Origin of the sequence: Actinoplanes regularis (genome assembly GCF_900188005.1) — a bacterium.
Taxonomy (GTDB): Bacteria; Actinomycetota; Actinomycetes; order Mycobacteriales; family Micromonosporaceae; genus Actinoplanes; species Actinoplanes regularis.
In genome coordinates, this window is sequence record NZ_FZNR01000020.1 from 65,300 (window position 1) to 79,764 (window position 14,465).

The 14,465-nt window shown below is 72.4% G+C and carries 11 protein-coding genes; 6 read left to right on the forward strand and 5 right to left on the reverse strand.

The features are described 5' to 3' along the window. Positions 1–7 precede the first annotated feature (7 nt). Positions 8–913: a winged helix-turn-helix transcriptional regulator gene (locus tag CHC09_RS35285; protein WP_089297693.1), complete on the forward strand. Its 906-nt coding sequence runs from the start codon at positions 8–10 to the stop codon at positions 911–913. 5 nt (positions 914–918) lie between these two features. On the opposite strand, the gene CHC09_RS35290 is transcribed toward CHC09_RS35285, so the two are convergent. Beyond that, positions 919–5,664 carry an Ig-like domain-containing protein gene (locus tag CHC09_RS35290; RefSeq protein WP_179277419.1) on the reverse strand — a complete coding sequence of 1,582 codons (4,746 nt, stop codon included), beginning with the start codon at positions 5,662–5,664 and terminating at the stop codon, positions 919–921. A 90-nt stretch (positions 5,665–5,754) separates the two neighbouring features. Between CHC09_RS35290 and CHC09_RS35295 the strand changes: the two genes are divergently transcribed. Both CHC09_RS35295 and CHC09_RS35300 read left to right on the forward strand, forming a co-directional pair. Continuing rightward, positions 5,755–7,575: a glycerol-3-phosphate dehydrogenase/oxidase gene (locus CHC09_RS35295; protein ID WP_089297609.1), complete on the forward strand. Its 1,821-nt coding sequence runs from the start codon at positions 5,755–5,757 to the stop codon at positions 7,573–7,575. After that, positions 7,572–7,835, forward strand: a complete 264-nt coding sequence (locus CHC09_RS35300; protein ID WP_089297610.1) for a DUF4031 domain-containing protein — start codon at positions 7,572–7,574, stop codon at positions 7,833–7,835. The genes CHC09_RS35295 and CHC09_RS35300 overlap by 4 nt, the downstream gene beginning before the upstream one ends. On the opposite strand, the gene CHC09_RS35305 is transcribed toward CHC09_RS35300, so the two are convergent. Then, the gene (locus tag CHC09_RS35305; protein ID WP_089297611.1) at positions 7,832–8,479 is read right to left on the reverse strand and encodes an HD domain-containing protein; all 648 of its coding nucleotides are present in this window, start codon (positions 8,477–8,479) and stop codon (positions 7,832–7,834) included. The genes CHC09_RS35300 and CHC09_RS35305 overlap by 4 nt on opposite strands. A 21-nt stretch (positions 8,480–8,500) precedes the next feature. Here CHC09_RS35305 and CHC09_RS35310 point away from each other — a divergent pair, with 21 nt between their 5' ends. Continuing rightward, on the forward strand, positions 8,501–9,664 hold the full coding sequence (locus CHC09_RS35310; protein ID WP_089297612.1) for an FUSC family protein: 1,164 nt from the start codon (positions 8,501–8,503) through the stop codon (positions 9,662–9,664). Between the two features lie 72 nt (positions 9,665–9,736). Further along, entirely contained in the window at positions 9,737–11,401 is a 1,665-nt protein-coding gene (locus CHC09_RS35315) for a PrsW family intramembrane metalloprotease (protein ID WP_089297613.1), read from the forward strand. On the opposite strand, the gene CHC09_RS35320 is transcribed toward CHC09_RS35315, so the two are convergent. After that, positions 11,392–11,688, reverse strand: coding sequence for a GroES family chaperonin (locus tag CHC09_RS35320; protein WP_089297694.1), 297 nt, complete (start codon positions 11,686–11,688; stop codon positions 11,392–11,394). The genes CHC09_RS35315 and CHC09_RS35320 overlap by 10 nt on opposite strands. A gap of 256 nt (positions 11,689–11,944) precedes the next feature. On the opposite strand from CHC09_RS35320, the gene CHC09_RS35325 reads away from it, so the two are divergent. Then, a complete protein-coding gene (locus tag CHC09_RS35325) occupies positions 11,945–13,135 on the forward strand; it encodes an AI-2E family transporter (RefSeq protein WP_239138727.1) in 1,191 nt (396 codons plus the stop codon). Positions 13,136–13,274: 139 nt separating this feature from the next. On the opposite strand, the gene CHC09_RS35330 is transcribed toward CHC09_RS35325, so the two are convergent. Together CHC09_RS35330 and CHC09_RS35335 are read right to left on the reverse strand one after the other, a co-directional pair. Next, positions 13,275–13,607: a DUF1416 domain-containing protein gene (locus tag CHC09_RS35330; RefSeq protein WP_089297615.1), complete on the reverse strand. Its 333-nt coding sequence runs from the start codon at positions 13,605–13,607 to the stop codon at positions 13,275–13,277. Positions 13,608–13,609: 2 nt separating this feature from the next. Further along, complete coding sequence (locus tag CHC09_RS35335) at positions 13,610–14,458, reverse strand: sulfurtransferase (RefSeq protein WP_089297616.1); 849 nt, start codon at positions 14,456–14,458, stop codon at positions 13,610–13,612. Positions 14,459–14,465 lie beyond the last annotated feature (7 nt).

The following is a 14,465-nucleotide window of genomic DNA, read 5'->3' on the forward strand; positions in this document are numbered from 1 at the left end:
GGTGTTCGTGAGGCAGGTCGACCTGACGGACGTGGATTGCGGAATCACCCAGGCGCTGGGGGTGCTGACGGACTGGTGGACGTTCCTGATCGTCCGGGACGTCGCGGGCGGGGTGACCCGGTTCGACGCGCTGCAGAAAGAGCTCGGGATGAGCCGCCGCGCCCTGGCCGAGCGGCTCGCCGCCCTGGTCGAGCACGAGGTGCTGGAGCGGCGGCGGTACACGGACCGGCCACCGCGCCACGACTACGTGCTCACCGCCAAGGGCGAGGGGCTGCTCCCGGTGCTGCTCGCGCTGCAGGAGTGGGGTGACCGGTACGTGCTCGGCGACGGCTCGCTCACCGCCACCGCCGAGGCCGGGTCCGCCGAGCACCGCCGTGCCCACGCGCTGGTCGGCCGCCGACTCCCGGAGGTCACCCTGACCGGGCAGGACGGCGCGCCGGTGCGGCCCGCCGAGCCGGACCTCTGGACCGTGCTGTTCTGCTTCCCCGGCGCCTTCGCCCCACAGTCACAGGGCTATCCGCCCCGCTGGTCCGAGATTCCGGGCGCGCGCGGCTGCACCCTGGAGACGATGACCTATGCCGCCCGGGCCCACCTCTTCACCGCCGCCGGCGCCCGGATCCGTGGTGTCAGCACTCAGCGGCCGGACCAGCTCAGCGCCTTCGCCGAGCACGCCGGCGTGCCGTACGACCTGCTCTCCGACGCCGACGGCCGGCTCGCCACGGCGCTGCGCCTGCCCACCTTCCGGGCCGGCGGCGCGGACCGGCTCAAGCGGCTCACCATGCTGATCGACCCGGCCGGCACGATCCGCGAGGTCCAGTTTCCGGTGGCCGACCCGGCCGCCTCAGTCGACGAGATGCTGGCCTCGGTCCTCAGATCGAGTGGTCACACTTCCTCGACCAACGTCACCGGATAGCACAGCTAGCGCCGGTGGCGGGGCTGGTAGTGCCGTGCCGGGGCCGAGGTGCCGGTCCAGAGCAGGGCGCCGAGCATCGTGAGCAGAGCGGCGATGGCGAACAGCTTCGTCGAGGCCGCTCCGTACGGCAGGCCGGTCCTCGGCAGGGGCGGCGCGGGGCGTGCCGGGAGCGTGGGCGAACCGGGCGGTACCGCGGGCGACGGGGACGCGGGTGGCGGTTCCGGGGAACCCGGGAAGCCCGAGGTCGAGACGGTGATGAAGATCGTGCCCAGGGCGACGTTGCCGTCCGCGTCGACGATCTCGTAGTTGAACCGGTCCTCCCCGAGGAAACCCGGATCCGGCGTGTAGGTCACCGAGCCGTCCGCGTTGAGGCGGGCCGTCCCGTGCGACGGCTGGCTGATCCGGCGCTCCGCGACCGGCCGGCCGAGATCGTCCACACCCGGCAGCGGCAGCGAGACCGGCTGCCCGGGCCGCGTCTTCTCCGCCTTGTCCGGGACCGCCGGCGGGCTGCCGACGGTGATCGTCACGGTCGTCCCGGTACGGTTCCCGGCGTCGTCCACGGCGGTGTAGGTGAAGCGCGCGACGCCGGAGAAGCCGTCCGGCGGGGTGTAGGTGACCGTCCGCCCGGCGTGGATCACGGCAGTTCCGTGGTCCGGCGCGCCGACCGCGACGACCCGCAGGGAGCGGCTCGGATCGAGGTCGTTGGCGAGGACCGGGACGGTGATCGCCTTGAGGTACGGCGTGACCCGCGAGTCCGGCACGCCGCGCGGCGTGACGTCGTCGGTGACCGTCACCGTCACCGTCGTCCTGGCGGTGCCGCCCAGCGCGTCGAGCACGGTGTACCCGAAATCGACCCGGCCGGTCCAGGCGGCCGGAGCCGTGTACCGGATCGTGTCGCCCACCCGCGTCGCGGTGCCCCGCCCGGGCCTCCCCACCGAGCCGATCGTCAACCTGCCGGCGACCCGGCTGTCGTCGTTGGCCAGTACGTCCACGCCCACCGCCTGCCCGGTCAGCACGGCGGCGAAGTCCGGCCGGGCCACCGGGGCGTCCCGGACCAGCACCCTGACCCGGGCACGGGCGAGGTTCCCGAACGAGTCCCGCACGTCGTACGGGAACGTGTCGAACCCGGCGAAGCCGGCCGTGGGGACGTACCGGATCAGGCCGCCGGCCTGGAGCGACGCCGTGCCGTGCCCGGGCGGCCCGGCCGAGTGCACCGTCAGCGCGCCCCCGGCCGGGTCGGTGTCGTTCGCGGCCGCGTCGATCGTCACCGGGACACCCGACCCGGTCTCCGCGGTGTCGTCGACGGCGATCGGCGAGGCGCTCCGCACGACCACGGTGACGATCGCGGTGTCCGTCAGCGCGTGCGAGTCGGCGATCGTGTAGACGAACGTGTCGAGGCCGGTGAAGCCGGCAACCGGTGTGTAGACCACGGTGCCGGCCGGCCCGGCGGCGACCGTGCCGTGCACCGCCGTGCTCCAGGAGCGCAGGGTCAGCGGGTCGCCGTTGGGATCGTCGTCGTTTCCGGTCAGATCGATGGTGACCGGGGTGTTCATCGGGGTGGACGCGGTGTCCGGGCGGGCCGTCGGCGGCACGTTGGCCAGGCGGATCGTGACCGTCGCCCCGGACGTGCCGCCCCGCCCGTCGCTGATCGTGTAGTGCAGCGAGTCGGCGCCGGTGTATCCGGCGGCCGGCCGATAGGTGACCCGGCCGGCGGACACGGTCGCGGTGCCGTGCGACGGGGGCGTGCCGATGGTGACCGTGAGCGGGTCGCCGTTCGGGTCGTCGTCGTTGAGCAGCACGTCGATCGTCGAGGCCACGCCGGACGGCAGGGTCACCGCGTCGTCGCGGGCGGTCGGCGGCGCGTTCGCCACGACGATCGTGACCCTTCCGGTGTCGGTGCCGCCCTGCCCGTCGTCCAGCGTGTAGGTGAAGCCGTCCGTCCCGGACCAGCCGGCATCCGGGGTGTAGGTGAGCGTGCCGTCCGGGTTGCGCACCACGAGGCCGTGCGCCGGATCGCTCGCGCCGGTCACCCGCAGCACGTCGGCCGGGTTCGGGTCGGTCGCCCCGGCCAGCACGTCCACCCGCACCGGTGTCAGGTAGGGCGTGGTCGTCGAGACGTCCACCGCGGTCGGCGGCGCGTTCAGGACAGTGACGGTGACCTGCGCCGAGTCCTGTCCGCCGTGGCCGTCGTCGATCGTGTAGCCGAACAGGTCGGTGCCCGAGTACCCGGCTTCGGTCGCCTGATAGGTGACGACGCCGCCGGCGAGCGAGACGGTGCCGTGCGTGGCCGGGCCGGCCGCGACGACGGTCAGCGGGTCGTTGTTGATGTCCCGGTCGTTGGCGAGCACCGGGACGGTGACCGCGCCTCCGAAAGCCACGGTCACCTGGTCGTCGGCGGCGGTCGGGACGGCGTTCGCCACCACCACGGTCAGCGTGGCGGTGGCGGTGGCCTGGCCGTCGCTGACCGTGTAGGTGAAGGTGACCGGCCCGACGGTGGTGTTCAACGGGGTGAAGACGATCGAGTTGCCGACGATGGAGACGGCCCCGAGATGTGGGTCGCTGACCGCGGTCACGGTCAGCGGGTCGCCGTTCGGGTCGATGTCGTTGGCGGTGACCGGCACGGTGACGGTTCCGTTGGTCGCGACGGCCGCGGTGTCGTCGGCCGCGATCGGGGGAGCGTTCGGGGTGCGGACGGTCACCACCGCCCGGTCGCTGCCGCCGTCCGGGTCGGTGATCTCGTACGTGAACGTGTCGTCCCCGGCCCACCCCGGCGCCGGGGTGTACTCGATCGTCCCGTCCGCCAGCACGATCGCCGCCCCGTGCAGGGGCGGCGTCGGGATCGCGACGGTGAGCGCGGCGACCGTACCGTCCGGGTCGTCGTCGTTGGCCAGCACCGGGATGACCCCCGGCCCGGCCGTGTCCGCGACCGCGCGCGGCGCCGTGTTGACCGGGACGGTCACGCTGTCCGAATTGTTGCCGGGAACCGGATCGGGGTTCGTTCCGGAGGCCCGCAGGGTCGCGGGCCCGGCCACCGCCTGGACCGTCGCCGGGATCGTGACCGTGGCCCGGGTGTTCGCCAGCAGCGCGCCGAGCGGGCAGGTCACCACCGGGCCCCAGCCGGTGCAGCCGGCCGGCAGCGGGCCCGCGTCGATCCCGGGCGGCAGGGTCAACTCGGCCTGCGCGTCCGGTTCCAGGGCGCCGCCGTTGTTCGTCACGGTGGCCAGATAGGTGATCGCCGCGGGCAGTGCGGCCCGCTGCACCACAGCCGGCGACACCACGAGCGTGGCGGCCAGGTCGGACTGCGTCGGCGTCACCACGTTGACCAGCGTGCCGACCAGCCCGGAGATGTCGAAGCTGGTGGCGTGCGCGGTGTAGCTGAGACTGACCACGTCGGTGATCGCGGAGCCGGTCGGGGTGCCCGCGTCGATCCGCACGCGGAAGGTGAGGTAGGTGGATCCCTGGTACGGGATCTGTCCCAGCGCGACCTCGATCCGGTCGCCGGTGATCGAATCGGGGACGGACACCCCTTCGATCTGCATCGAACCGGGAATGTAGCTGGTGAAAGACGAGATCACGTTGGAGAGAACGGTGCTGTCCGCGGGGTCGTTGCCCTCGTTGCGGACCTCGATCCGGTACTCGAGGACGTCGCCCGGGGTCAGATCGCCGCCGTTCACGTCGGTGGTGTCGAGCGAGACGACCAGCTTCGGCGCGTAGAGGTCGATGGCGAACGTGACCACGCCCGGGTAGTAGGTGTCGCCGCTGGTCGTCAGGTGGAGGGTGGCCGAGGTGACCGCGTGGCCCAGCTTGTCGGTCGCGTCGAGCAGGTCGATGTCGACGCCGAACAGGTTCCGGAAACCGGGATTGCGGCCACCGACCGGCGCTCCGCCGCTGCTCACCGTGCTGTTGAAGAAGTTGTCCGCCGGGTTCTCGGCGTCCGACATCAGCTGGCCGTCGAGCCTCAGCGCGTCGCCCTTCTTGTTCAGGTCACCCTCGAACGTCACGGTGCCCACCTCGGCCCGCACCGGGCCCGAGTGCGGGGTCTCGAAGCCGCTCACCGGGATGTCCAGGGTGCCGGAGCCGCTGACCGAACCCAGCCCGTCGTAGACCCGCAGGGCGCGCAGCACCTCGGCCGGGTTCTGGTACGCCACCGCGAGCGCCCACCCGGCGTACCGGTCGACGCCGGTGCCGGCCTGGATGTCGGCGACCCCGTACACCCCGCTGCCGGAGCCCGCGACCAGCCCGGTCACGTCGGCGAAGCCCTGGTAGGGGGTGCCCGTGCCGTACACCGTGTCCGCGGTGATCGGCTGCCACGCCGTGCTCCCCGGGGTCTGGAACCGCACCTGGTTCCTGTTGGCCGGCGCGGGCGCCGCCGTCCCGCTGGCGCCGGCGCTGGTGTTGGCGCTCCAGTAGAGCCCGGCGAAGAGCACCGTGCTGCCCGGCGGCAGGGACATCGTGGCGGTGCTGTCGTCGACGGTCACCGGGTCGTTGTCCGCGTCCGCGTTGACCATGGCGAAGTCGTTGTTGTCCAGTTTGCCGCCGAGGCCGTTCCGGCCGTTGGAGCAATCGGTCACCGCGGGCGGGCAGACCAGGTTCGCGTTGCCGCGGATCAGGATCGAGCCGTTGGTGTTCGCTTCGAAACGGAGCCCGAACCCGGCCGAGGCGGCCACGCTCCGGTCGCCGGAACCGGCCATGAACAGGCCGGTGGTGATGACCAAGCACATCATCAGGACCGCGGCGGCGGTACGGTGCATGATCGCGACGCTAATGGCAGATGATGAGTCGTGTGGCCGGGACCACATTCCTCCGCATGGGTGACACCGGTGAGGACTAACCTGGGACGGGTGCGTGATCCCTCCGTCTCCCGCTACACGGCCGGCCGCCTCTCCCCGATCCGCCGCGCCGCCGATCTGCGGCGACTGCGTGACGAACAGTTCGATGTCCTGGTGATCGGCGGTGGGGTCACCGGCGCCGGCGCGGCGGTCGACGCCGCCTCCCGCGGCCTCAAGGTGGCCCTGGTCGAGGCGCGCGACCTGGCCGCCGGCACGTCCAGCCGATCCAGCAAGCTGATCCACGGTGGCCTGCGCTACCTGGAGCAGCTTGAGCTGCACCTGGTGCACGAGGCGCTCACCGAGCGCGGCCTGCTCGCCACCCGGATCGCCCCGCACCTGGTCCGCCCGGTGCCGATCCTGGTGCCGTTGCCGGCCGCCAACCCGGCGATGCGGGTCTGGCAGCGGGGTTACTACGGCCTCGGCGTCGCCGCCTACGACGCGTTCGCCGGCGTCTTCGGCGGCGGCCGCGGCATGCCGCTGCACCGGCACCTGAGCCGGGACGGCGCCCGGCACCTCTTCCCGAGCCTGCGCGCCGAGAAGATCACCGGCGCGATCCGCTACTACGACGGCCAGATGGACGACGCCCGCCTGGTGGTCAACCTGGCCCGGACCGCGGCGGCCCAGGGTGCCGCGGTGGTCACCAGCGCCCAGGTCACCGGCTTCCTGCGGGAGGCGCGCGAGGTGGTCGGCGTGCGGGTGCGCGACCTGGAGGCGCGCGGGTCCGAGGAGTTCGAGGTCCGCGCCCGTACGGTGGTCGCCGCCACCGGCGTGTGGAGCGACGACATGTCGGAGATGCTCCGCGACGTCGGCGTCCGCCCCGGCCTGCGGGTGCGGGCCTCCAAGGGCGTGCACCTGGTGGTGCCCCGCTCGGCGATCACCGGCGAGGCCGGGCTGATCCTGCGCACCGCCACCTCGGTGCTCTTCGTGCTGCCCTGGGGCGGGCACTGGATCATCGGGACCACGGACACCGACTGGCAGCTCGACCGGGCCCACCCGGCCGCCTCCGCCCGCGACATCCGTTACCTGCTGGACCAGGTCAACGAGGTGCTGGACCGGCCGCTGACCACCGACGACATCGAGGGCGTCTACGCCGGACTGCGCCCGCTGCTCTCCGGCGAGGCCGACTCCACCTCGAAACTCTCCCGCGAGCACGCCGTGGTCGAGCCGATGCTCGGGCTGCTGCTGGTGGCCGGTGGGAAGTACACGACGTACCGGGTGATGGCGGCGGACGTCGTCGACCAGGCGGTTCGTCGGCTGGGCGGCGAGTTCCGCGCGTCCCGGACCGACCAGCTGCCGCTGCTCGGCGCGGACGGCTACGCCGCCGCGTGGCGGGACCGGCAGGACATGGCCCGGCGGCACGGCGTCACCACCGGAGTGGTCGAGCACCTGCTGGAGAGGTACGGCACGCTCACCGTCCACCTGCTCGCGATGATGGCCGCCGACCCTGACCTGGCCGTCCCGCTCGAAGGTGCCCCGGAATACCTCGCGGCCGAGGTGGCGTACGCGGCGCTCGCCGAGGGCGCGCTGCACCTCGACGACGTGCTGACCCGGCGTACCCGGATCTCGATCGAGACCGCGCATCGCGGTGCCGAGTCGGCCGAGCACACCGCCCGGATCATGGGCGGGGTGCTCGGCTGGGACGAGACCGTCCGGGACAGTGAGGTGAAGCACTACCTCGCCCGGGTCACCGCCGAGCGGCAGTCCCAGACCATGCCGGACGACCTGGCCGCGGACGCCGCCCGGGTGGGCGCGCCGGACGTGCGCGGGCTGGCCGCCGACCGCCGCACCGCCGACCTGCTCGAAGCCGACCTCGGATCTCTGCCGAACCTTTGATACTCGTCGACGAACCGCGCTGGCCGGGTCGGGGCCGACTCTGGTCCCACCTGGTCAGCGACGTCTCCTATGCGGAGCTGCACGCCTTCGCGGAGATGCTCGGCGCGCCGCGACGCGCCTTCGAGCGGGACCACTACGACATCCCGGACGCCCGTTTCCGCACCGCGATCTGGCTGGGCGCGACCCTGGTCCCCTCCCGCGAGCTCGCGGCGCGCCTGCGGGCAGCCGGCCTGCGCCGCCCGAAACACCTCTCGCGCTAGGCCAGAATCTCGAGCTCCGTTTCGAGGTTGGCCCGGGCGCGGGCCTCCCACTGGTCGTGGATCGGCGCGAGACGGTAGATGGACGGAAGCTTCAGCAGCTCCTGGAGCACCCGGGTGCGGCCGGCCCGGAAGTCGCCGTCCGGCACGTGCGCGTACTCGCGGCGGATCGCGGCGCTGTACCGGGCGTAGCGTTCCTCGTCCGCGGCCAGGATCGCCAGGTCGGCGTCGCAGAGCAACTCGCCGTCCGGGTCGTTCTCCTCGGTCGCGTGCCCGGCGGTCAGCCCGACCAGTCGAGCCACCTCGGCCGCCACCTCGTCCGGCACGCCCAGCGTGTGCAGCAGCCCCTGGGCGAACTCGGCGCTGTCCCGCTCGTTCGCGTCACCGAGCGCCCGCGGGTCGTAGACCGCGTCGTGCATCCAGGCGGCCAGCCGGACCCGGTCCGGGTTCGGTGCCAGCTCCGCGAACCGATCCACCACCTCCAGTACCGCAGCGAGGTGGGTTACGTCGTGATAGTGGCGTTGCGGCTCGGTCCAGCGGCTGAGCAGGTAGTTTGCGGCGGAGTCGAGGTCGGCGTCGTCGGCGGTGGCGCCGGCGCCGCGCGCCGCCGCCCGGAACTGATCGGGCAGAACTGTCACGATGGACATCCTGGCACGAAGGGAACCCGCATGATCGGCGTCACGAGGGATCAGGTCGACGCCGTCGCGGCCCGGGCCAGGGCCGGCCTGATGCTCGCCGTGCAGGCCGGCCTCGCCGCCGGGCTGGCGTGGTACGTCGCCCACGACCTGAGCGGCCGCCCGATGCCGTTCTTCGCCCCGGTCGCCGCGGTGATCACCCTGGGCTCCTCGGTGGGTCAGCGGACGCGCCGCGTCGTCGAGCTGGTCTTCGGGGTCGCGGTCGGCATCGGCCTGGGCGACGTGCTGGTGGTGCTGATCGGCCGCGGCCCGGTGCAGATCGGGGTGATGGTGGTGGTCGCGGTGCTGGTCGCGACGACGCTGGGCGGCGGGGCCTCGCTGATCGTGCAGTCGGCCTCCTCGGCGGTGCTGGTCGCCACCCTCACCACGACCACCGGGCAGCCGTGGACCAGGTTCCTCGACGCGCTGGTGGGCGGCGGGATCGGGCTGGCGGTGATGACCGTGCTGCTGCCGCTCAACCCGCTCACCATGGTGCGGCGGGCCGCTGATCCGGCGCTGCGCGCCTTCACCGCCGGGCTGCACGAGGCCTCCCTCGGGCTCGCCGAGGGCGATCCCGATGTCATCCAGGCGGCCCTGACCAGGTTGCGGGAGGCGGAGGGGACGTTCACCGCCTTCGGTACGGCCATCGAAGCGGCCCGGGAGAACGTCGCGTTCGCCCCGGCGCGCTGGCGTAACCGTGGCGCCCTGGGTCAGTACGTCGGCGGCGCGCCCCAGCTCACCTACGCCCTGCGCAACGTGCGGGTGATGCTCCGCAGGGCACAGACCGCCCTGAACGACCGGGAGCGGGTGCCCGAGGTGCTGCCCGCCTCCATCCGGCACCTCGGGGACGCCGTCGACCTGCTCCGCCAGGAGTGGGCGCGCGGCGTCGAGCCGGTGGCCGCCCGAGAGCGGGCGCTGCGGGCCGCGGCCGAGTCGGGGCGGGCCTACGAGGCCGGCGTCGCGTACTCCGGCGGCGTGGTGGTGGCCCAGATCCGCACCTCGGTGGCCGACCTGCTGCGCGCCACCGGCGTCGAGTACGCCGAGGCCACCCGGCAGGTCCGGACCGCCGTGGGCTGGCACGGCCGGCCGCACGGCGCACGGCACCGGACCGCCCGCTCCCGCCCGGCGCCACCCCTGCCGCCGGTGGACCCGGCCTGATCGAGGGCGGCCTGATCGCTTCGGCGCTCCTCGGGCACGCCCCGCGTCGCTTCGATGACTACGCTGGCGGGCATGGTCGATGTTCCGCCGTCCGGGTCACCCGATCCGGTGTCACCCCCCGCCTCTTCTCCGCCGGCGCCGATCCCGGGTGCCCCGGAACAAGTGTCCGGCGGGGTGACGGCCGCAGAGGTCACGCCGGACGCCGTGCCGCCCTTCCCCGCCGAGCACGTGCAGACCGTCGCCCCGGTCCCGGGCCGCCGCTCCGCCCTGCGCCGCTGGCTCCCGCTCACCGGGGCGATCACGCTGATCGCGGCGGCCGCCATCGGCATGCTGGTCTTCCTGGGCTACAGCATGGGCCTGACCGGCCTGGCCATCGGGTTGACCGCGGCGATCCTCCCGGTCCCGCTGTTCGCCGGCGCGTTCGCCTGGCTCGACCGCTACGAGCCGGAGCCGGTGAAGTACCTGGTCTTCTGCTTCGCCTGGGGTGCGGCCGTCGCGACCGCGGTGGCGCTCGCGGTGAACACCGGCGCGTCCTGGCTGTTCGACCGCTTCGGCCTGCCCGAAGCGCTGGTCGCGGTCCTGGTCGCGCCGTTCATCGAGGAGTCGATGAAGGCGGCCGGCCCGATGCTGCTGTTCTGGCGGCGCCGCGCCGAGTGGTCCGGGATCACCGACGGCATCGTCTACTGCGGCCTCTCCGCGCTCGGCTTCGCCATGGTGGAGAACGTGCTCTACCTGGGCGGGCACGGCTACGCCGCGGGCGCCGAGGAGTACGGCCCGGCCACCGGCCTGACCAACGTCTTCATGATCTTCATCGTCCGGATCCTGTTCTCCGGCTTCGCCCACCCGCTCTTCACCGCGATGACCGGCATCGGCCTGGGCATCTCGGCGCGCTCCGCCGACCGGCACATGCGCTGGCTGGCCCCGATCGGCGGGCTGCTGCTCGCGATGATCCTGCACGGCACGTTCAACCTGCTGCCGACGCTCACCGAGGCCACCGGCGAATCGCTGATCATGCTGTACGGCTACCTCGGCTTCATGGTGCCGTTCTTCTTCGTCGTGGTCGGCTTCGCCATCGCGTTGCGCAGCTGGGAGGGGCGGCTGACCGAGCGGGTGCTGGACCTCTACGTGCGGACCGGCTGGTTCGCGCCGCCCGAGGTGGCGGCACTGGGCAGCCTGGGCCGGCGGCACTCGGCCCGGCAGTGGGCGAAGCGGGTCGCTGGTCCGGCCGGGGGCAAGGCGATGAGCAGCTTCCAGTTCGCCGCGACCCGGCTGGCCATCCTGCGGGACGGGATGCAGCGCGGGCTGGCCGGTGACCCACGGGAGATGGAGAAGGCGACGGTGGAGGAGCGCGAGCTGCTCGCCGCCGTCACCGGGTACCGCGCGGTCTTCGCCGGGCGCGACCCGCAGACCCCGCCGGCCTGGTGGGACGGGCAGATGTACCGGATCGCCTTCCCGGACGGGGTGGTGCACACGGTGGCGCCACCGGCCGAGCCGGTCATGCCGGTTCCGGTGCGGCTTCCGCCGCCGATGCCGGTGTACGCGGGTGTCTGGGGCCACCCCGGCTACGGCGCTCCGGGCGGCCCTTCCGGGTACGGCCAGCCGGGCGGACCGCCCGCTGGGCAGTCGCCTTACGGGCCGGTGCCGCCGCAGTACCCGGGGCCGCAGTACCCCGGGCACTACCCAGGTCAGCACTACCCCGGTCAGCAGTACCCGCCGCCGCCTCCGCCCTACAAGTAGAGGCCGGTGTCGTCCGGCTCGACCCGGTCGGCCGCGACCGCGTGCACGTCCCGCTCGCGGAGCAGCACGTAGTCCTTGCCGTGCAGCTCCACCTCGGAGCGGTCGTCCGGGTCGTAGAGGACCCGGTCGCCGACCACGATCGACCGGACGTTCGGGCCGACGCCCACTGCGGTGGCCCAGGAGAGCCGCCGCCCCATCGAGGCGGTGGCGGGGATGACGATGCCCGCGGTGGACCGGCGTTCTCCCTCTCCGCCGTCCTGACGGACGAGGACGCGGTCGTGCAGCATCCGGATCGGTAGTCCGGTGTCGGTGATACCGGCGGTGTCGCGACTCACGAACGCAGACGGTACGCCGCCTCCCGCCCGGCCGGTCCGAGTGGTCCGGATCGCGTCGGAGTGGGTCGAGGGGCGCGATTGCGGCGCGGGACCACTACCGTGATGGGCGCGTAACGCGACAGGGCGAGGGGGTAGGCGGTTGAACCGCTTCCAACGTGTCCAGGAGAACCTGCGAAAGGCCTACGACACGGGACGGGAGTCGGTCCGGATGGCGAGGGTCGAACGTCCACCGGAGCGCGAGCCGGAGGACGAGGAGTTCGTCCCGTCCGTTTCCGAGCCGGCTGTGGTGCACGGCTCGACGAGCAGCCTGGACGACGCTGACGTGCCACATTCGCTGCGGATCGCCGCGGCCTGGAGTTGGCGGCTGATCGTGGTCGGCCTGGTCGGCTACGCCGGGCTGCAGTTCATCGGCATGGTCAGCGTGGTGGTGATCCCGCTGGCCATCGCGCTGCTGCTCACCGCGCTGCTCGGGCCGGCGGTCGGCTGGCTGCTCAAGTTGCGCCTGCCGCGCTCGTTCGCCACCTTCCTGGTGCTGATCTGCGGGCTGGGCGCGGTGGCCGGCACGCTGACCCTGGTGGTCAACCAGTTCATCGACGGGCTGCCGCAGCTGACCGAGAAGGCCAGCGCCGGCGTCCGGCAGATCCAGGACTGGGCGCGGACCGGCCCGTTGCACCTGTCCGACAAGCAGGTCGACCATGCCATCGACTCGGCGCAGAACTGGGTGAACGACAACACCTCGGCGCTCACCTCGACCGGCATCTCCACCGCGGCGACCGTCTTCGAGGTGATCACCGGGCTGCTGCTGGTGCTCTTCGCGACCTTCTTCTTCCTGCGCGACGGGCGCAAGATCTGGCGGTTCATCGTCCGGCTGTTCCCGGTGAACGCGCGCTGGTCCCTGGCCGACGCCGGGGACGCGTCCTGGCGGACGCTGGGTGCATACGTGCGGGCGACCGTGCTGGTGGCGTTCATCGACGCGGTCGGCATCGGCCTCGCCCTGGTGATTCTGGACGTGCAGTTCCCGTTCCCGCTGGCCGCGCTGGTCTTCCTGGGGGCGTTCGTGCCGATCGTCGGGGCCAGCATCTCCGGGGCGGTGGCCGTGCTGGTCGCGCTGGTCGGGCAGGGCTGGGTGGTCGCGCTGATCACGCTGGGCGCGGTGGTCCTGGTCCAGCAACTGGAGGGCCATGTGCTCCAGCCGCTGATCATGGGCCGGGCGGTGGCGATACACCCACTGGCGGTGATCATCGGGATCGCCTGCGGCGTGGTGCTGGCCGGCATCATCGGGGCGCTGATCGCGGTTCCGCTGATCGCGGTCCTGAACACCGGTGTCCGGCGACTCTCCCGGCGACGGCCGGAGATCCCACCCGACGCCGTGGTGGTCACCGCCGGCGGTGAGACCTGACGTCTCCGCTGGTCACGGGGCTTGGCCCGAGAGGGCTGGGGGCGGGGCCCCACCGGTCGTACCGGAGAAAGGAATTTGATTTGCGGCAAATGAAAAGCGGGACCCCCGAAGGGGTCCCGCTTTCGCAACAGAGCGTGGGTCAGGCGGTGGCGACGCTGAGGGCGACCTCGTTGACGCCGCGAGCGGCGTCGACCGCGAGCTCGCCGTTGCCGAACCGGCTGAGCGCGCGCAGCGTCCAGGAGCCGGGGGCGGCGAAGAAGCGGAAGACGCCCTCGGGGGAGGTGACAACCTCGGCGGTGAACTCGCCGGAGGCGTCCAGCAGGCGGACGTAAGCGCCGCCCACCAGCTCACCCTCGGCGGTCGTCACGACGCCGGTGATGACGGTCTCCTTCTCCAGGTCCACGCTGGCGGGGAGGGGCGCGGACTGGTCCGGAGCGGCGCAGCCGGCCGCGATGTTGGAAGCAGAAGTCATGATCAGGCCTTTCCGGGCTCGTCGCCGAGGGCGATCGGCACGCCGATGAGCGAGCCGTACTCGGTCCAGGAACCGTCGTAGTTCTTCACGTTCTGCTGGCCGAGGAGCTCCTTGAGCACGAACCAGGTGTGCGAGGAGCGCTCGCCGATCCGGCAGTACGCGATGGTGTCCTTGCTGCCGTCCAGGCCGGCGTCGCCGTAGATCTTGGCGAGTTCCTCGTCGGACTTGAACGTGCCGTCCTCGTTGGCGGCCTTGCTCCACGGCACGCTGAGCGCGGTCGGGATGTGACCGGCCCGCTGCGACTGCTCCTGCGGCAGGTGCGCGGGGGCGAGCAGGCGGCCGGCGAACTCGTCGGGGCTGCGCACGTCGACCAGGTTCTTCACGCCGATGGCCGCGACGACCTCGTCACGGAAGGCGCGGATCTCCAGGTTGGGGGCCTTCGCCGCGTAGTTCGTCTTGGCGCGGGCGGGGACGTCCTTGGAGTAGACGCGGGCGTCCAGCTCCCACTTCTTGCGGCCGCCGTCGATCAGCTTGACCGACTCGTGACCGTAGAGCTTGAAGTACCAGAACGCATACGCCGCGAACCAGTTGTTGTTGCCGCCGTAGAGGATCACGGTGTCCTCGTTGCTGATGCCCTTCTCGGACAGCAGCGCGGAGAACTGCTCCTGGTTGACGAAGTCGCGGCGGACCGGGTCCTGCAGGTCGCGCTTCCAGTCGATCTTCACGGCACCCGGGATGTGACCACCGTCGTACGCGGTGGTGTCCTCGTCGACCTCGACGAAGACGATGCCGGGGGTGTCCAGGTTCTTTTCGGCCCAGTCGGCCGATACGAGTGCGGTGTCGCGACTCATCGATTCA